The 17,668-nt window shown below is 70.8% G+C and carries 17 protein-coding genes; 8 read left to right on the top strand and 9 right to left on the bottom strand.

Annotated elements, in window-relative coordinates; genetic code table 11:
- Nucleotides 1-32: 32 nt before the first annotated feature.
- From HUG10_RS05585 to HUG10_RS05570, 4 genes are all read right to left on the bottom strand, one after another.
- Complete coding sequence (locus HUG10_RS05585; RefSeq protein WP_179171003.1) at nt 33-473, bottom strand: acyl-CoA thioesterase; 441 nt, start codon at nt 471-473, stop codon at nt 33-35.
- Between the two features lie 108 nt (nt 474-581).
- Nucleotides 582-1,958 carry a methyl-accepting chemotaxis protein gene (locus HUG10_RS05580; RefSeq protein ID WP_179168621.1) on the bottom strand — a complete coding sequence of 459 codons (1,377 nt, stop codon included), beginning with the start codon at nt 1,956-1,958 and terminating at the stop codon, nt 582-584.
- 204 nt (nt 1,959-2,162) lie between these two features.
- Nucleotides 2,163-2,633, bottom strand: a complete 471-nt coding sequence (locus HUG10_RS05575; RefSeq protein ID WP_179168620.1) for a bifunctional nuclease family protein — start codon at nt 2,631-2,633, stop codon at nt 2,163-2,165.
- Nucleotides 2,634-2,663: 30 nt separating this feature from the next.
- A complete protein-coding gene (locus HUG10_RS05570) occupies nt 2,664-4,049 on the bottom strand; it encodes a glycerate kinase type-2 family protein (RefSeq protein WP_179168619.1) in 1,386 nt (461 codons plus the stop codon).
- A 671-nt stretch (nt 4,050-4,720) separates the two neighbouring features.
- Between HUG10_RS05570 and HUG10_RS05565 the strand changes: the two genes are divergently transcribed.
- The 6 genes from HUG10_RS05565 (at nt 4,721) to purM (ending at nt 11,946) form a co-directional block, all read left to right on the top strand.
- Nucleotides 4,721-6,448: a TraB/GumN family protein gene (locus tag HUG10_RS05565; protein ID WP_179168618.1), complete on the top strand. Its 1,728-nt coding sequence runs from the start codon at nt 4,721-4,723 to the stop codon at nt 6,446-6,448.
- Nucleotides 6,445-7,077, top strand: a complete 633-nt coding sequence (locus HUG10_RS05560) for a zinc metalloprotease (RefSeq protein WP_179168617.1) — start codon at nt 6,445-6,447, stop codon at nt 7,075-7,077. The genes HUG10_RS05565 and HUG10_RS05560 overlap by 4 nt, the downstream gene beginning before the upstream one ends.
- A gap of 128 nt (nt 7,078-7,205) precedes the next feature.
- Complete coding sequence (locus HUG10_RS05555; protein ID WP_179168616.1) at nt 7,206-7,676, top strand: phosphopantetheine adenylyltransferase; 471 nt, start codon at nt 7,206-7,208, stop codon at nt 7,674-7,676.
- Between the two features lie 143 nt (nt 7,677-7,819).
- Nucleotides 7,820-9,220, top strand: coding sequence for an NAD-dependent succinate-semialdehyde dehydrogenase (locus tag HUG10_RS05550; RefSeq protein ID WP_179168615.1), 1,401 nt, complete (start codon nt 7,820-7,822; stop codon nt 9,218-9,220).
- Nucleotides 9,217-10,797 carry an acetolactate synthase large subunit gene (locus HUG10_RS05545; RefSeq protein ID WP_179168614.1) on the top strand — a complete coding sequence of 527 codons (1,581 nt, stop codon included), beginning with the start codon at nt 9,217-9,219 and terminating at the stop codon, nt 10,795-10,797. Before HUG10_RS05550 ends, HUG10_RS05545 begins: the two co-directional genes overlap by 4 nt.
- A gap of 123 nt (nt 10,798-10,920) precedes the next feature.
- Nucleotides 10,921-11,946 carry a phosphoribosylformylglycinamidine cyclo-ligase gene (gene purM, locus HUG10_RS05540; RefSeq protein ID WP_179168613.1) on the top strand — a complete coding sequence of 342 codons (1,026 nt, stop codon included), beginning with the start codon at nt 10,921-10,923 and terminating at the stop codon, nt 11,944-11,946.
- A 27-nt stretch (nt 11,947-11,973) separates the two neighbouring features.
- Here purM and HUG10_RS05535 read toward each other — a convergent pair whose 3' ends face one another.
- The 4 genes from HUG10_RS05535 to HUG10_RS05520 form a co-directional block, all read right to left on the bottom strand.
- Entirely contained in the window at nt 11,974-12,987 is a 1,014-nt protein-coding gene (locus HUG10_RS05535; RefSeq protein ID WP_179168612.1) for an alcohol dehydrogenase catalytic domain-containing protein, read from the bottom strand.
- Between the two features lie 45 nt (nt 12,988-13,032).
- Complete coding sequence (locus tag HUG10_RS05530) at nt 13,033-13,869, bottom strand: NAD-dependent epimerase/dehydratase family protein (RefSeq protein WP_179168611.1); 837 nt, start codon at nt 13,867-13,869, stop codon at nt 13,033-13,035.
- Nucleotides 13,870-14,017: 148 nt separating this feature from the next.
- Nucleotides 14,018-14,557 carry a CBS domain-containing protein gene (locus tag HUG10_RS05525; RefSeq protein ID WP_179168610.1) on the bottom strand — a complete coding sequence of 180 codons (540 nt, stop codon included), beginning with the start codon at nt 14,555-14,557 and terminating at the stop codon, nt 14,018-14,020.
- A gap of 185 nt (nt 14,558-14,742) precedes the next feature.
- On the bottom strand, nt 14,743-15,108 hold the full coding sequence (locus HUG10_RS05520; RefSeq protein WP_179168609.1) for a DUF555 domain-containing protein: 366 nt from the start codon (nt 15,106-15,108) through the stop codon (nt 14,743-14,745).
- Between the two features lie 288 nt (nt 15,109-15,396).
- Between HUG10_RS05520 and HUG10_RS05515 the strand changes: the two genes are divergently transcribed.
- Nucleotides 15,397-15,582: a hypothetical protein gene (locus HUG10_RS05515; protein ID WP_179168608.1), complete on the top strand. Its 186-nt coding sequence runs from the start codon at nt 15,397-15,399 to the stop codon at nt 15,580-15,582.
- 215 nt (nt 15,583-15,797) lie between these two features.
- Nucleotides 15,798-16,532 carry an archaeal proteasome endopeptidase complex subunit beta gene (psmB, locus tag HUG10_RS05510; RefSeq protein WP_179168607.1) on the top strand — a complete coding sequence of 245 codons (735 nt, stop codon included), beginning with the start codon at nt 15,798-15,800 and terminating at the stop codon, nt 16,530-16,532.
- A gap of 72 nt (nt 16,533-16,604) precedes the next feature.
- On the opposite strand, the gene HUG10_RS05505 is transcribed toward psmB, so the two are convergent.
- Nucleotides 16,605-17,591: an MBL fold metallo-hydrolase gene (locus HUG10_RS05505; RefSeq protein ID WP_179168606.1), complete on the bottom strand. Its 987-nt coding sequence runs from the start codon at nt 17,589-17,591 to the stop codon at nt 16,605-16,607.
- Between the last annotated feature and the right edge of the window lie 77 nt (nt 17,592-17,668).

Here is a 17,668-nt window from a genome sequence, read left to right as displayed (position 1 = left end):
TCGCAGTGGGGTGGGCAGTGAGAACAACCCGCTCAGCCGAACCGCTCGGCGACGTTCGCCAACTGCTCCCGCCGCTCCTCGACGGCCTCCTCGCGCAGCGCCTCCTCCTCGGCCGTGGGACACGACAGTTCCGGAACGGGCGTCGGTCGACCGTCCCCGTCCAGCGCGACGAAGGTGAAGAAGGAGGACGTGGTCTCGCGCTCCTCGCCGGTCCGCGGGTTCTCCGCCCGCACGTCGACCTTCACGTCCACGCTCGTCCGGCCGGTGTTGAACACGTAGCCCTCCACGACGGCCACCTCCCCGAGGTCGATGGGCGAGATGAAGTCCACGTGGTCCATCGACGCCGTCACCACCTGTTGGGAGGCGAACCGCATCCCGGCGATGGCGCCGCAGATGTCCATCCAGTGGAGCACGGCGCCCCCCAGCGCGCGGCCGAGGTTGTTGGTGTCGTTCGGCAGGAGGAGTTCGGTCATCTCGGTGTACGACTCCGCGAGCGGCACGGGGTCTCGGTCGCTCTCGTCGGTCACGGGCCGGCGTTGGTCCGCGACGATATCAAGCCCGGCGGTCCGGGCTGCCGGACGTCACTCCGCCCGCAGTTCCTCGACGCTCGCCTCGACCTCGCGGACCCGCTGTCTGCCGTCGGCGGCCGTCTCGGCGACCGCGTCGAGTCGCCCCTCGAGCGTCTCGATCTCCTCGACGGCCGTCTCGACCATCGCGGCGACCTCCTCGGCCGAGGCGGCCTGGTCGTCGGTCGCCTCCGCGACCTGCGCGGCGCCCCCGGCCGTCTCGTCGACCGCCTCCGAGATGCTCGCGAGCGCCTCGGTCACGCCGCCGATCCGGTCGATGGCGGTCGCCACCTCGTCGGTCGTCGCGTCGAGCAGGCGGGCCGTCTCGTGGCTTCGGTCCTGCATGTCCCCGATGAGGGTCTCGATGCGCTCGGCGTGGTCGCTGCTCTCCTCTGCCAGCGATTTCACCTCGTCTGCGACGACCGCGAACCCCTCACCCGCCTCGCCCGCACGGGCGGCCTCGATGCTGGCGTTGAGCGCGAGCATGTTCGTCTGGTCGGCGATGCCGTCGATGAGTTCGACCACCTCGCCGACCTCGTCGGCGCGGTCCGTGAGGTCGTCGACCGCCGCGGCGACCTCGTCGGTCGCCTCGTCGACGCCGTCCATCGCCTCGTTCGCCTCGGTCGCGGCGTCGTCGCCGTCGTCCACGAGCGCGCGCGTCCGGTCGCTCGCCCCGCTCACCTGCTCGGCGCTCGCCGCGATCTCCTGGACCGTCGCGCTCTGCGCGGTCATCTCGTCGGCGACCTCGCGCATCCGGTCGGCCTGCTCGGCGGCGAACTGGTCGGCGTCGTCGGTGAACGCCGCGACCTCGTCGACCGCCTCCGCGAGTTCCTCGGTTCGAGCGTGCACCTCCCCGCTCACCCTGGTCTGGAGCCGTTCGAGGTCGCGCTGGCGGCGGACGTGGTCGGTGACGTCCGCGGCGACGGAGAACGCCCCCGCCGATCTCCCGTCGGGCGCCTGGAGCGGCACAGCGTACACCTGGAGCGCCTTGTCGCTCCCGGGTATCTCGCGGACGTCGTCCTCGGCGATCGTCTCGCCGATCCGCGCGACCTCCTCGGCGAGCGTCTCCTCGGCACCCTCCGTGCCGAGCACCTCGTGGGCGTTGTTGCCGACGGCCTCCTCCTCGGCGATCCCCACCATCTCCTCGTGGGCCCGATTCCAGTGGGTGATCCGCCCGCCCCCGTCGACGACGAGCGCGCTCTCCGGCAGCTCCGCGACCAGGCCGTCGAACAGCGTCCGCCAGAACTCGGCCTCGAGCCGGTGCCGTTCGGTCTCCCCGTCCGGGTCGGCGCGGTCGATGTACTCCTCCGCGAGTCGTTCGGCGCCGTCGGCTGTCGGTCCCCGTTCACCGCGGGGTCCCTCCGCCGACGCTCCCCGTTGCGTATCGGACATCGCTTGTCGGGCGATGCCGGTCGTCGCGTTTATACCTACCCGCGAAATTATTCGTCGTGATTCTGGCGGCGAACTGACATCGGCGGTGGGTCGACCACCGACGCAGATGGCGCAGCGATCGACTGTTCCGAGGACGGGTCGACCCTTTACGGCGGGACGGAGGAGCGGGGGATCGGGGACTGGGGGCTCGGTACTGGGGCCTGGCTACAGCCCCGGGTCGTCGTCGCCGAATTCGTCGGGGCCGCTCATCTCGATGGACTCGGGCGACTGGCCCGCCGCGTCGACCACCTCGTCGCTCACGAGGATGGGGCACTCGAACCGCGTCGCCAGCGCGATGGCGTCGCTCGGCCGCGCGTCGAAGACGAACTTCTCCGGTTCCCCGTCCTCGTAGCGTTCGGCGTCCACCTTGCCGTAGAACGTCCCGTCGGTGATGTCGTCGATGCGGACCGAGTCGACGGCGCCGCCGAACTCGGTGAGTATCTCCACGAGCAGGTCGTGCGTGAGCGGTCGCTCGAAGGTGCCGCCGTCCATGGCGAGACGGATCGACTGCGCCTGGTCGCGCGTCACGAAGATCGGGAGGTACTCCCCGCGTACCTTGAGGACGACCGCGGGAACCTCCTCGCCGTCCGGGCCCACGCCCACGCCGATGCCGGCGACCTCCGCCTCGTGGTTCATACGTGGCGTTCGGGCGGCGGGTAGGAATACCTACCGCGTACCCGTCCGGGATCCGTCGCCGGTTCCCCCGTCCGCGTCGCCCTCGACTACCCACGCACGGAGGTCGTTCACGTTCGTCCCAGTCGGGCCGGTTCGGAGCGCGCCGCGCTCCTCGAGGTAGCCCAGGGCGTCGTTGTCCGCGAGCGCGTCGTGGGCCGCGTCCGGGTCGTCCACGGTCGTCCCATCCACGAGGGCGCCTGCCGCGTCGCTGGACCCGTCGAGGCCGTCCGTGTCGACGGCAGCGACCGCTACCCGTTCGCCGGGAACCTGGTCGCCGGCGGCCGTGTCGTCTTCGACCTCCGCGAGGTGGATGGCCCCGGCCAGCGCGTACTCGCAGTTCGGCCCGCCGCGCCCGTTGCCGCGGACGGTCACGGTCGTCTCGCCGCCCGAGAGCAGCACGGCGGGACCGTCGCCGCACGCGAGGACGTCCAGCGCGAGCGCCGACCCCTCGCGACCTCGGTCGCTCGACTCGCCGGTGACGTCCGGGGAGACGATTCGAGAATCGTACCCACGCTCGACGGCGGTCTCCCGCGCGGCCTCAAGCGCGGTCGTTGCGTCCGCGAGGACGACCGTGCGGACGCGGTCGAACGCCAGGTCGTCGGGAACCGGCCCGGGTTCGGCGTCGGAGAGGAACTCGCGGATCTCGTCGGCCGCGACGCCGTACTCGTTCAGCACCCAGCGCGCCTCCCCGGGCGTCGACTCTGCGGCCACGGTCGGCCCGCTAGCGACGACGGCCGGGTCGTCGCCGACCACGTCGCTCAGCAGGAGGCCGACCACGGTCGCCGGCGCCGCCTCGGCCGCGAGTCGGCCGCCCTTCACCGCCGAGACGGCCGTCCGGACCGCGTTCACCTCGTCGATGGCGGCGCCGGCGTCGAGGAGGTCCCGCGTGACCGACTGCACGGCCGCGAGCGACACGCCCGGCGCCGGCGCGGCGAACAGCGCGCTCCCGCCGCCGGTGACGGGCGCGAGGACGAGCGTCCGCTCGTCGGCGTCTCGGACGAGGTCGAGCGCCCGGCGGGTTGCGGCCACGCCCTCCTCGGTCGGCGTCGGGTGGCCCCCGGCTCCGAGGGTGACGGGGCCGGCCGCGCCGGCGTCGGATTCGGGCACGAGCACCACGCCGTCGTCGATTCTGTCGCCGAGCAGGTCGACGAGCGCCCCGGTGAGCCGTGCCGACGCCTTGCCGCCGCCGACCACGAGGACCCGGTCGAACGAGGAGAGGTCGTAGGTCGCGTCGGCGACGTGGAGCGTGTCGCCCGACAGCGAGAGGGCGCGCTCGACCGCCCGGTCGGGCATCGCCGCGCGGATTCCGGCCTCGACGCAGGCGAGGGCCGTCTCCCGGGCCGGCGTCGTCGCGTACGCGTCGCGGTTCTGGATCATCGATTTCCGCTACCTGCGTGTCCCTTCGGGTTAAGCGAACCGACCATCCTGCGGAGTTCTCGGCCGCCATAGTATATGTGGGATCTCCCGAGGGAAGCAGCGTGGCGGCGACCTCGAAAGCCCCCACGGCTCTCGGCTCGGGGGAATCGCTGCGGTCCTCAGTCGCTCGGCTACTCCTCACTCCTTGCGGTCCTAGCGTCGCCCGCCTTCCCCGATAGCCGCGGCCCCTTTCAGTCCCACCCGAGGCACGGACGGGCCAGCGTCGTCCCGGACTGCCGACCGTGAACGCGCCGGGAAGTCGGCGGAGTGGCGAGGTCTCCTCCCTCGGCGAGCGCACACGGGTCATCCCTCGGCCGTCGCCCCACCGACTACCGACGGCGTTCACTGGGTAGTCGGGTCGCTGCGCTCGGCTGGAAACCAGCGGGTGGGACTGAAAGGGGCCGGGCGCTCGCTGAGCCCGGACGAAGCAAGCACCGCAGCCGAACGAGTGAAACGAGTGAGGCGAGGAGCGCAGCGAGGCCCGGCCAGCGAGCGCCCGGGGGCTTTCGGGGCGGGAACCTCGCCGGCGGTACCGTCCCTACGACATCAGAGGCACGCTACACCGCCCCACGAGAACACCCGAACGAACCACTCCGACACACGTAAACGGGGTCGGGGGAAACACGCGGCCGATGAACGACGACTCCGACGACGGCGTTCCCGGACCGCCCCAGCCCTCCGGGGCCCGGGGCGACGGGAGCGTCCGCGTCGTCGGGACCGCCCACGTCTCCGCCGAGTCGGTCGACGAGGTCGAGGCGGTCATCGACGAGGAGCGGCCCGACGTCGTCGCCGTTGAACTCGACGAGGGTCGCTACCGGCAGATGAAGGGCGAGACGCCCGACGACCTCGACCCGGGCGACCTGCTGCAGGGCAACACGGTCTTCCAGTTCCTTGCCTACTGGATGCTGTCGTACGTGCAGACGCGGATGGGCGATCGGTTCGACATCGAACCCGGCGCCGAGATGCTGGCCGCAGTCGAGGCCGCCGAGGACCTCGGACTCGACGTGGCGCTGGTCGACCGCGACATCCAGACCACCATCCAGCGGTTCTGGGCGCGGATGTCCCTCATGGAGAAGGCGCGGATGGTCGGCGCCCTGGCGTTCGGCGTCACCGACCCGCGCATCGCCGGGGTGGCGGTCGGGGTGATCGCGGGCGTCCTGCTCGGCCCGGCGATCGCGCTCTTCGGCGGCGCGGTCGGGATCACCGACGCGATCCTCGCCAGGGTGACGACCGGCGCACTGGTCGGCGTCTCCGTCGGGGCGCTGGTCAGCACCCTCGCCGCGGAGTCCGACCTGCGTTCGGTCTCGGGCACAGCCGGCGGGGCGCTCGTCGGCTCGGTCGCCGGGTCGGCGGTCTTCCTCACCGGCGTCGGCGTCGGGACGGTCACCGGGTTCCTCTCCCCGTTCGTCGTCGGCGCGGTCGGGAGCCTCGTACTGGGGCTGCTCGTCGGCGTCGGCATCGGGCTGCTCGCCGCGCTGGTCATGGGTGCGACGGGAATCGGGCTCGCCAGCGAGGCGGACGTCGACGATCTCGAGGGGTTCGACCCGGCCGAACTCACCGACGCCGACGTCGTGACCGCGATGATGGAGGAGTTCCGGCAGTTCTCCCCCGGCGGCGCGGAGGCGCTCATCGACGAACGCGACGCCTTCATCGCCCACCAGCTCGTGAGCCTCCGCGAGGCCGGCTTCTCGGTCGTCGCAGTCGTCGGCGCCGGCCACCGCGAGGGCATCGAGCGATACCTCGCCGATCCGGCGAGCCTCCCCCCGATGGAGTCGCTCACCGGGACCGCGAAGTCGGGCGGCGTCCCCTGGGGGAAGGTGATCGGCTACGGCGTCACCGTCGCGTTCCTCGGCTTCTTCCTCCTGCTGGCGATGGCTGGCGTGCGGAACGAACAGCTCCTGACGCTGTTCGCCGCGTGGTTCCTCATCAACGGCGCCTTCGCGGCCGGGCTCGCCAGGCTGGCGGGCGCCCGCTGGACGTCCGCGGGCGTCGGCGGGCTGGTTGCCTGGATGACCTCCATCAACCCGGCGCTCGCGCCGGGGTGGTTCACCGGCTACATGGAACTTCGCCACCTGACGGTGAACGTCGCGGACATCGGCCGGCTGAACGAGCTGCTCGACGACGAGACGCGCCCCGTCGGCGACATCCTGGCCGACATGCTCGACGTGCCGCTGTTCAAGCTCATCGTGATCGTCGCGGCGACCAACATCGGGAGCATCGTCGCCACCGTCCTGTTCGGGCTGTACGTGCTGCCGCAGTTCTTCGGCGCCTCGGACGCGAGCGTCACGCAGCTCATGCTGGAGGGCGCCCGAGAGAGCGCCCGCATCCTGTGGGCGACCGCCCGGGGGGTCCTCGCGTGAGCCGGCTCTCCTTCTCGCCGACCGAGGGGCGCGACCTCCTGTTCGCCTGGCTCGCGCTCGGCGTCGCCTTCGCGCTGTTCTTCGAGGGCGGCGGCCAGTCGGTCGTCGACGACCTGTCCTCGGGGAACGTCGGCCCGCTCGTGACGGCGTTCGTCGTGAGCCTGGTCACGGCCGGCGTGGGGTTCCTGCTCCACGAACTCGCGCACAAGGTCGTCGCCGTTCGGTTCGGCCAGCAGGCGGCGTTCCGCGCGGACTACGGGATGCTCTTCCTCGCGGTGGTGTCGGCGATGGCGGGCTTCCTCTTCGCGGCCCCCGGCGCGGTCCACCACCGGGGCCGCATCACGCCCCGCGAACACGGCCTCATCGCGCTCGCTGGCCCCGCCGTCAACGTCGTGCTCGGCGCGCTGTTCCTCCCCGTGCTGATCGTCAGCACGGGGATGGGGCTCCCGACGCTCTCGCGCGTCGGCTCGTACGGGGTCGCGGTGAACTTCTTCCTCGCGGCGTTCAACCTGATCCCGTTCGGGCCGCTCGACGGCGCGACCGTCCGGAAGTGGAGCACCCCGATCTGGCTGGTCTGTTTCCTCGTCAGCGCCGCCCTCGCGGTGTTCCTGGGCCTCGGCGCGCTGTAACGGGCCCGCCGTGACACATTCTGGAACCTTCGTCGGTCGCGAGTGGCGCCGGCGTGATACGACCGAGCCGTATTCCGTCCCGCCGAGCGGCCGGCCAGACATTTATGGCTCGTCGCCGAACGGCCGGTATGCGAGTCGCCGTCGCCGGCACGTTCGGCCCGCTTCACGACGGGCACCGGGCGCTGTTCAGAGCGGCACTGGAACGCGGCGACGAGGGTGTGGTCGTCGGGCTCAGTAGCGACGAGTTCGCGCGGGAGTCACGGCGGCCCAATCCACGACCGATCCCCCCGTACGAGGAGCGCGAACGGCGCGTGGAGTCGGTGCTCGAGGAACTCGACGAGCGGAACCGGATGGTCGAGATTCGGCGATTCACCGACGGACACGGGTTCGCGGACGACGACCCCTCGCTGGACGCGCTGGTCGTCTCGCCCGAGACCGACGACGAGGTCGCCGCGATCAATCGCCAGCGGACCGACCGGGGGATGGAACCGCTCGAACCGATCGTCGTTCCGCACGAGTACGCCGAGGACGGCGAGCCCATCTCGTCGACGCGCATCGTGAACGGGGAGATCGACGAACACGGAAACCTGCGCGAGTAACCCGCGCGCTGGGCTCGGCCATCCGACTCGCTCCCAGCAGCGCGCCCGACTTCAGGTTCGTCGGGCGGAACGGAGGTCAGTAGCCGAACACTACACCGTTAGCACGGGTCACACCTTTGGGACTCCCCTGCGTATCCCGGTGCATGGAGAGTGTGAACCCCGCGACTGGCGAGACGCTCGAAACCTACGAGGAGCCGACCGGCGCCGACGTGGACGCAGCGCTCGAGGCGGCGACCGACGCGTTCGGCTCGTGGTCGGAAACCCCCATCCAGCACCGACGAACGCTGCTCGCCGACGCGGCCGACGTCCTCCGCGACCGGGTCGACGAGTACGCCGACCTCATGGTGCGCGAGATGGGCAAACCAGTGGCGCAGGCGCGCTCCGAGGTCGAGAAATGCGCGTGGGTCTGCGACTACTACGCCGAACGTGCGGAGGAACAGCTCTCGGACGAGGTCATCGGCAGCGACGCGGCCGCCCACACGCTCGTCTCTTACGAGCCCATCGGGCCGGTGCTCGCCATCATGCCGTGGAACTTCCCGTTCTGGCAGGTGTTCCGCTTCGCCGCGCCGAACCTCGCCGCCGGCAACGTCGGCCTGCTGAAACACGCCTCGAACGTCCCGGGCTGCGCGCTCGCGATCGAGGAGGTGTTCCGCGACGCGGGCTTCCCGGAGGACACCTTCCAGAGCCTGCTCGTCGGGTCGGACACGGTCGAGGACGTGATCGCCGACGACCGCCTCCGCGGGGTCACGCTCACCGGGAGCGAGGGCGCCGGTCGCGCCGTCGCGGGGCAGGCGGGGGGCGAACTGAAGAAGACCGTGCTCGAACTCGGCGGGAGCGACCCGTTCGTCGTCCTCGACGACGCGCCGATGGAGCACACCCTGGAGAAGGCGGTCCAGGCGCGGACCCAGAACAACGGCCAGTCGTGCATCGCGGCGAAGCGGTTCATCGTCCACGACGACGCCTACGACGAGTTCGTCGACGGCTTCGTCGACCGGATGGACGACCTGTCGGTCGGCGACCCGGCCGACGAGGACACCGACGTCGGCCCGCAGGCGAGGCAGGGGCTCATGGAGGACCTGCACGACCAGGTCGAGCGCTCGGTCGACGCCGGCGCCGAGGTCGCGACCGGCGGCGAACCCCTCGACCTGGAGGGCCCGTTCTACCCGCCGACGGTGCTGATCGACGTCCCGCGCGACGCGGCGGCGGCCACCGAGGAGACGTTCGGGCCGGTCGCAGCGGTGTTCCGCGTCGAGGACGAGGCGGAGGCGATCGAACTCGCGAACGACACCGACTTCGGACTGGGGGCGAGCGTCTGGACCGAGAACCTCGAACGTGGCGAGCGCGTCGCCCGCGAGTTCGAGGCGGGCTGTTGTTTCGTCAACGAGCTCGTGAAGTCGGACCCGCGGCTCCCGTTCGGCGGCGTGAAGAACTCCGGGTACGGACGCGAGCTCTCCGAGCACGGCATCAGGGAGTTCGTGAACCGGAAGACCGTCTGGGTCCAGCACGGGGAGGGGAGCTCGGACCTCGGCTCCGTCCAGGAATGACCGGGACCGTCGCGGAGCTCCTCGTGAGCTGTCTGGAGTCGGAGGGCGTCGAGAACGTGTTCGGGGTCCCCGGCGAGGAACTGGAGGACCTGCTGTTCGCGCTGCGGGACTCATCCGTGACGTTCGTCCCGGTCCGCCACGAGCAGGGCGCCGCGTTCATGGCGAACGTCCACGGTCGGCTGACCGGCGAGGCCGGCGTCTGTCTCGCCACGCTCGGCCCGGGCGCGACGAACCTCATCACCGGCGTCGCCGACGCCCAGCTCGACAAGGCGCCGCTCGTCGCCGTCACCGGGCAGGGCGGGCGCGAACGGCTCCACAAGGAGAGCCACCAGAAGCTCGACGTCGTCCACGCGTTCGGGCCGCTCGTGAAGTGGAACGCCCAGCTCTCGGACGCCGAGGCGACGGCCGAGACGGTCAGGAAGGCGTTCAAGGTGGCCCAGCACGAGAAGCCCGGCGCGACCCACGTCGAGGTGCCCGAGGACGTGGCGGCCGAGGAGGTCGAGGGCGAGCCGTTGCCCGACTACGGACCGGTCGCACGACCCGCGCCCGACGACGAGGCGCTCGCCGCGGCCGTGGAGACGATCGAGTCCGCCGAGCGCCCGCTCGTACTCGCCGGCAACGGCGCAGTCCGAACGGACGCGGCGGCCGCGCTCCGGTCGTTCGTCGACGAGACGGGGATGCCCGTCGTGGGAACCTACATGGGGAAAGGGGCGCTGTCGGACCGCGACGAGCGGTCGCTGATGACGCTCGACTCGGGGCCGGACGACGAGGCGGCGCGTGCGGTCGAACGCGCCGACTGCGTGCTCGCGATCGGCTACGACATCGCCGAGCACGACCCTGCCGGCTGGAACCCGGACCGCGACAAGCGCGTCGTCCACCTCGACGTCGAACCGGCGGAGGTGTACGCCCACTACACCCCGGACGTCGAGGTCGTCTCCGACCCCTCGGCGGGGCTCGAACGCCTCGCGGACGCGGTCGACGGCGAGTGGGACGTCTGGTGTGCCGACGCTCACGAGCGCGTGTACGAGCACGCGACGCGAACCCCCCGTCCGGACGACCCGGTCACGGTGAGCAACACGCTCCCGCTCCTCCGGGAGGCGATGGCGGACGCGGACGTGCTGATCTCGGACGTCGGGAGCCACAAGCTCGCCATCGCGCGCGACTTCCCGACGTACGAACCCGGCCGCTGCGTCATCTCGAACGGCCTCGCGAGCATGGGAATCGGCGTCCCGGGCGGGCTGGCGGCGGACCTCGCGCTGGAGGACGACGTCGTGGTGGCGACGGGCGACGGCGGGTTCCTGATGAACGCCGCCGAACTGGAGACGGCGACCCGTCTTGGCTGCTCGTTCACGGTCGTCGTCTACCGCGACGACGAGTACGGCGTCATCACGGAGCACCAGGAGGAGCACCGCGGCGAGTCGTTCGGCACCCGGTTCACCAACCCCGACCTCGTCGCCTTCGCGGAGAGCTTCGGCGTCCCGGCCCGTCGGGTGGAGTCGCTCGCGGAGTTCGGCGAGGCGCTCGATGCCGTCGACTCCGACGAGCTATCGCTCGTCGAGGTCGTGCTGGACGGCTGACGGTCGCGGCTTCCGGCGCAGGCTCGCCGCGTCCGACTTTCCTCCACCCACCCCGGCCGTCGAGCGTCCACGTCACGCGGCGGGGTCGGAGGGCTTTTCCCCCGTCCCGTCGCCCCCGCGAGCATGGGAGACGACGGCGCGACCGGGGACGCCGGGGACGCCACCGACACCGACGCCGAGGAGCTCACCTACGCCGACGCCGGCGTGGACATCGACGCGAGCGAGGCCGCCACCGCGGCGCTCGTCGGCGCGGCGGGTGCCGGCGGCGAGGGGGCGAGCGGGAGCGACTACGCCGGCATGCTCGACATCGGCGACCGCTACCTCGCGCTCGCGACCGACGGCGTCGGGACGAAGTTGCTCGTGGCCGAGGCGCTCGAGGACTACTCGACGGTCGGCATCGACTGCATCGCCATGAACGCGAACGACCTCGTCGCCGCGGGCGTCAGGCCCGTCGCGTTCGTCGACTACCTCGCGGTGGACGAACCCGACGAGACGTTCGCCGAGCAGGTCGGCGAGGGGCTGCGAGCCGGCGCCGAGGAGGCCGACGTCGCGCTGGTCGGCGGCGAGACGGCGGTGATGCCGGAGGTCGTGAAGGGGCTCGACCTCGCGGGTACGTGCGCGGGCCTGGCGCGGAAGGACGCGGTGTTCGAGGGCGAGGCGGAACCTGGCAACGCGCTCGTCGGCTGGGCGTCCTCGGGCATCCACTCGAACGGGCTCACGCTCGCCCGGGAGGCAGTCACGCGCGACGGCGACTACGCGGACCCGTGTCCGTTCGAGGGGTACGACACGCTCGGCGAGGCGCTGCTGGAGCCGACGCGGCTCTACACCGGCCTGCTCGACCCGATGCGCGAGCGCGGCGTCCGCGCCGCGGCGCATATCACGGGCGGCGGCTGGACGAACCTCGACCGGCTCGGGGAGTTCCGCTACGTGGTCGACGACCCGTGGCCGATCCAGCCCGTCTTCGAGTTCGTGCGGAAGCGCGGGAACGTGAGCGACGAGGAGATGCACCGGACCTTCAACACGGGCACCGGATTCGTCGCTGCGCTGGACCCGGAGGACGCCGAGCGGCTGGCCTCGGAGACCGACGGACGAGTCATCGGACGCGTCGAGGAGGGCGAGGGCGTGGCGATCCGCGGAATGGAACTGTAGCGAGGGAGTGAGCTCAGACTTGTCGATTCAGGGCGTGATCACGAGCTTCCCGACGCTCTCGCGCTCCTGCATCGCCTCGAACGCGGCGCCCGTCTCGTCGAGGGGGTACGTCTCGTCCACGACGGGCGACAGGTCGCCCGCGGCGACGAGGTCGACGAGCCGCCGAAGGTCGTTCTGCGTTCCCATCGTGCTGCCGACGACGCGCTTGTGTCGGAGGAACAGGTCGGCGACCTTGATCGTGGACTCGCCGCCGGCCGTCCGCCCGCAGATCACCATCGTGCCGCCGCGGCGGAGGACCGACTGGCCGAGTCCGGTGAACTCGCCGCCGAGGTGGTTGACGACGGCGTCGACCTTTCCCTCCTCCTCGACGCGCTCGCGGATCTCGTCCGTGTCGGTCGACCGGATGCCGCGGTCGAGTCCGAGTTCGCGGACGCGCTCGAGCTTCGACGCCGACGAGGAGGTGCCGACCGTCCGCGCCCCGAGGACGTCACAGAGCTGGATTGCCGCCACGCCGACGCCCCCTGTCGCACCGGGGACGAACACGCGGTCTCCCGGACCGACGTCGGCCCGCTGGAGCATCCGGAACGCGGTCACGTACGCCGTCGGCAACGCGGCCGCGTCCGTCGTCGGAACGCCGTCGGGGAGGGGGACGAGCCGGTCGGCCCGAACGCGGGCCGCCTCCGCGAGCCCGCCGTGGTACAGCGAGAACTGCTCGCACAGGTTCTCGGGCCCCTCCCGACAGAAGCGACAGGTGCCGCACGTCTCGTTCGGACAGAGGAGCACCCTGTCGCCGGGGGCGACGTCGGAGACGCCCTCGCCCACGTCGCTGACGACGCCCGCGACGTCGAGACCCGTGACGAACGGCAGGTCGGCGGCGTCGACCATCGCGGAGTCGCCCTCGAGAATCCAGAGGTCGTGCCGGTTGATCGAGCAGGCCTCGACGTCGACGACCGCCTCTCCCGGCTCGGGTTCGGGTGTCGGTCGATCGATTACGCTAACCCCGTCCGGGCCGATTAGGTCGGTGAATGCTGCTGCGCGCATCGGTCAGTTCACGGGGCCTGTGACCGAAGTCAGTATCGGCCGCACTTACTCCGGTGGCCCGTCCCACTCCTCGCCGTTGTCCCGCGGGTCGTACCCGATGACCGTCCGGGAGCGGTCGAGGTCGTCGAGCCACCGCCGGTCGTTCGCGCTCACGCCGTAGAAGTGGTCCCACTCGACCGAGTCGTCCTGCAGACAGCAATCGACGAGGTGCGCCAGATCCCGTCGCGACTGCCAGAGCCCCTTCATGCGGGCGACCTGCTCCTCGTACTCGTCGCTCCCCCGTTCCCACTTGCCGTCGTCGACGCCCCGCTCGGCGTCGCCGTACGGGTGGTCGTACTCCGGGGACCGGACGGCGCCGATGCGCAGCCCGTAGCACTGGATTCCGTGGGCCTCCGCGGCGAGACGGCCGAGGTCCTCCCCGTACGTCTTCGTGACGCCGTAGAGCGAGTCGGGACGGTGGGGCTCCTCGTGGCCGATCCTGATTCCGGTGTCGTGGTAGACCTCGGGTTCGTTCCGCACCTCGACCATCCCGACCGCGTGGTTCGACGATGCGTAGACGACCGAGTCGAGGTCCGCGTCGATCGCCGCTTCGTACACGTTGGTGATCGCCTCGAGTTCGCCGGCGAGCGGGTCCGACCAGCCGACCGCCCGGGAGTCCGGGCCGTCCAGCCCCGGGATCCGCGCCAGGTGGACCACCGCGTCCTGATCATCGAAATGGGGGCGGAGCTCCTCGTACTCGAGAACGTCCGCGACGACGGTCTCGCCGGGACCGTCCCCCTCCTCGACGTCGAGGAGCGTGAAGTCGTACCGGTCGTCGTCGCCGAGGTAGTCCGTGATGGCCGTGCCGACGACGCCGTGCGCGCCGGTTACGAGAACGTCCATACGCCTGAACGGTCGCTCGACCATTTAGTTCGTCTGCAGGACGTCGCCGGGAGGGCCCGCTCGCTTGCCGGTTCCGTGACGAAGGACGACCGGAAATAGGGAAGGGGGGAGGGCTGATCGTCCGCGCGTCGGGCTCTTGGTGCCGGGGTCAGGACAACTGCGCCGCGAGGTCGGCCTCGGTGATGATGCCGACCGCCTCGCCGCCGTCGGTGACCATCACGGCCTTGTAGTGGTCAAGCAGGTTCCGGATCTCGTCCACCGTCGCGTCGGGGCCGACGGTCGGGAACGACTCCGACATCACCTCGCTCACGGGGAGGTCCCCGGCGTCCTCGCCGGCGTGGATGACGTCGGACTGTGAGATCGAGCCCACCGGGATGCCGCCCTGGAGCACCGGGAGCTGGGAGTACGCCTCGGCGTCCATCTCCGCGACCGCCTCGCGGACGCTGTCGTCGGGAGCGACGCTGATGATCTCCTCGTGCATCAGGTCCCGCGCGCGGACGACGTCGCCCTCCACCTCCTCCAGCGCCTCGACGATCCCCCGGAGGGTGGAGAGGCGCGGGTCGACGTCGCCGCCCTCGATGCGGGCGATGAGCGGCTGGGAGACCCCGGCGCGCTCGGCCAGCGCGGCCTGGGTGAGATCGAGGGACGTGCGCCGTTCGCGCAGGTCCTGTGGCGTCGGGAGGTCCATATCGGTCGAATAACCCGGGGTAATTAAAAATCGTTCGGTCCATCGCGCGGACCAGCCGTCGTCCTCCTCTCCCCGATTAACGGCCTCGGGTTCGCCCGGCCAACGCCCCCGGTCCGCGGGGTTTTCGTCGGCTGTAGCCGCGATAGCATCGGCTCGGCGGCCGCGGCGGTTTCCCCTCCGTCGCCTCAGCGGTCCGTGTCGTCGTCCTCCTCGGTCTCGATGACCTCGATGACGTCGAGGGGGACGTCCCGGAGCGCGCCGCCGACCTCGCTCTTGGCGATGCGGCTGGCGTGCTCCTCGCTGTCGGCGTTGAAGATGTTGATCTCGAGGAGGAGTCCGACCAGCGCCGTGTTGGCGGCGATGAACGCGGAGTCGAACGGCTCGCCGCAGGCGGGACAGCCCGTCGCCCCGACGTCGACCTCGACGTACTCCTTGTCCTGCTGGTTCAGCCGCTTCCCCGCCTCGCTGACCGCGACGCCGATGGCGTCGTCGATGTCCTCGACGTCACGTACCAACCATGCCGCTTCGAGCGCGACGAGGTAGTTGCTCATACGGGGAAGAGGGTCGGCGGGGTTTCGACTCTTGTGGTTCGCCCCGCACACCGCGGCGAGACCCGCTCGTCCGCCTGACGTGGGAACGCGCACCCCACCCGAGCCTTCCCCATAAGTTACGGCGATAACGCGCGTTGGCGTCAGGAAAGCACCGGTTCTCGCGACCCGGTATCGGCCGACCGGCCGCTCGTAGGGCGATTTCCGAAAACCGCAGGACGGCGGAGCCTCAGAACGGATACTCGGGACACAAGAGTTATATATACGGCCGGGTTGCCAACCGAGCACGCAATGACCGCGACCGATTCTGTCCGCCGCGCTGGGCTGTTCACCCTGCACCAGTTCACCGTCCTCACCGGGATCCTCCTGTTCCCGCTCGTCCTCGCTACGCGCCGCGTCGGGGTCCGCCTCGGCTTCGACAACGTGCTGACGCGCATCTCGCACGCCTACGCCGCACAGCGCGAGGACGAAGAGTAGATCGACCGCCCCTCCGAGAAGACTTACTTTCCGTTCGGAGGTACGCCGTCGGTAGCTCCGCAACCGAGTAGCCCCACTCACTTCCGGGCGCGGGCTGCTACGTGTTTTCCCTCCAGCAGCGGACCCGTCTCGCTCTCTCCGGGGGCCGTTTCGACCGCACGGCCCGCCTTCGGGAAGGAATGACTTTATCAGCGGCCCGGACATACCGCGTGGTAATGCGACCAACCGACGACCTCGGTGATCTCAACCCGCGTCGTGGCGACGAGACCGTCTTCGGTCCGGAACTCGGGGAGTTCCCCAACGCCGACCAGCGCGCCCAGTCGGCCGAGAAGGGCGAGGGGATGAAGACCGGGACGACGACCGTCGGCCTCAAGACCGACGACGGCGTCGTGCTGGCGACCGACATGCGCGCCTCCCTCGGCCGCATGGTCTCCTCGAAGGACGTCCAGAAGGTCGAGCAGATCCACCCGCGCGGCGCGCTCACCATCGCGGGGTCGGTCTCGGCCGCCCAGAACCTCATCCAGACGCTGAAGGCCGAGACGAACCTCTACGAGGCCCGCCGCGGCAAGGAGATGAGCATGCGCGCGCTCTCGACCCTGACGGGCAACCTGCTCCGCTCGGGCGCCTTCTACATCGTCCAGCCAATCCTCGGCGGCGTCGACGAGGAGGGTCCGCACGTCTTCTCCATCGACCCGGCCGGCGGCATGACCGAGGAGGAGTACACCGTCACCGGCTCCGGTTCCCAGTACGCGCTCGGCGTGCTCGAACAGGAGTACGACGAGGACCTCACGGTCGGGGACGCGAAGACCGTCGCCGCACGCGCTATCAAGTCCGCCGTGGAGCGCGACCTGGCCTCCGGTAACGGCATCAACGTCGCCGTCGTCACCGAGGAGGGGGTCGACATCACGCGCCACAAGGACATCGACGAGCTGCTCGGCGCCGAAGCGTAGAAGCCAAATCAGCACCCCAACGCGACGCGGTCGTCCCGCCGCTTCCCCGCCGAACGCGGAACTCCTTCGAACTCAGAAGTCCCCGAGCATCGCCTGTCCCTTCCGGAGCGCCGTCGCCTCGAACCCACGCCTGGTCAGCTCGATCGCCAGCTCGTCGGTGAACCCGTGGGTCGTGTACACCCGGTCGGGGTTCGCCGCCTCGACGAGTTCGCACAGCTCCCGGAAGTCGCAGTGGTCCGTGAGCGGGAACGTCGCGTCGTAGTCGCCGCGGTAGCGGAACGACTCGTCCACCGCCCAGCCCGAGAACCCGGCCGTGACGGCGTCGCGCTCGTCCCGCAGTCGCGCGACGAGGTCGCGGGTTCCCCGCCCCCTGGGGAGCACGAGCGCGTCGCCCGGGCCGAGGTCGACGTCCGGCCCGAACGTCGCGGAGCCGAAGGTGGCGTCGACGTGGGGCTCCACCGCCGCGTTCACCCCGGCGACGCCGTCCGTCACGAACACCCGGTCGCGGCCGGCCGCCTCGGCGAGTACCTGGAGCTTCTGGGCGCGGCCGAGCGAGTAGCCGAACAGCAGGACTGGGCAGTCCATCGTCTCGTCGAGCCAGTCGTTTATCTCCCCCTCCACCTCGGCCTGCGATGGGAGGACGTACTCCGGGCGCCCGTAGGTCGACTCGACGACGAGCACGTCGACGTCCGGCGGGTCGAAACCGTCGAGGTAGAGCCTGTCGCGCGTCGAGACGTCGCCGGTGTAGCAGTAGCGCGTGCCGTCGGGGTCGGTGACGACGGCGGCGGTGGAGCCGGCGACGTGGCCGGCGCTCACCAGTTCGACCCGCGGATCCGTGCCCGGTTCGACGATGGCGTTTGTCCGGCGATGGCGCGCGATGTCGGCGGTGGCCGGGGAGCAGACGACGGGGCCAGGGCTGGCGCGGAAGAGGTGGTCGCCGTGGGCGTGGGTAAGGACGTTCACGTCGCCGCTCGGCGAGGACGCGTCGGCCACGACGCGCGTCCCGTCGGAGAGGTCGATGTGGATGCCGTCCCGTAGCGAGACGCCGGTATCGGTCACGGATTGGCTAGGCGCTCGGGAAGCAAGACGCTTTCCACCGGCGAACGGCGGAGTCGGATGGAAGACCCAGGGGACGT

This window comes from Halorarum halophilum, from assembly GCF_013401515.1.
GTDB classification, from domain to species: domain Archaea; phylum Halobacteriota; class Halobacteria; order Halobacteriales; family Haloferacaceae; genus Halorarum; species Halorarum halophilum.
The sequence above is the reverse complement of the archived record's forward strand: the minus strand, read 5'-3'. Positions and strand labels throughout refer to the sequence as shown.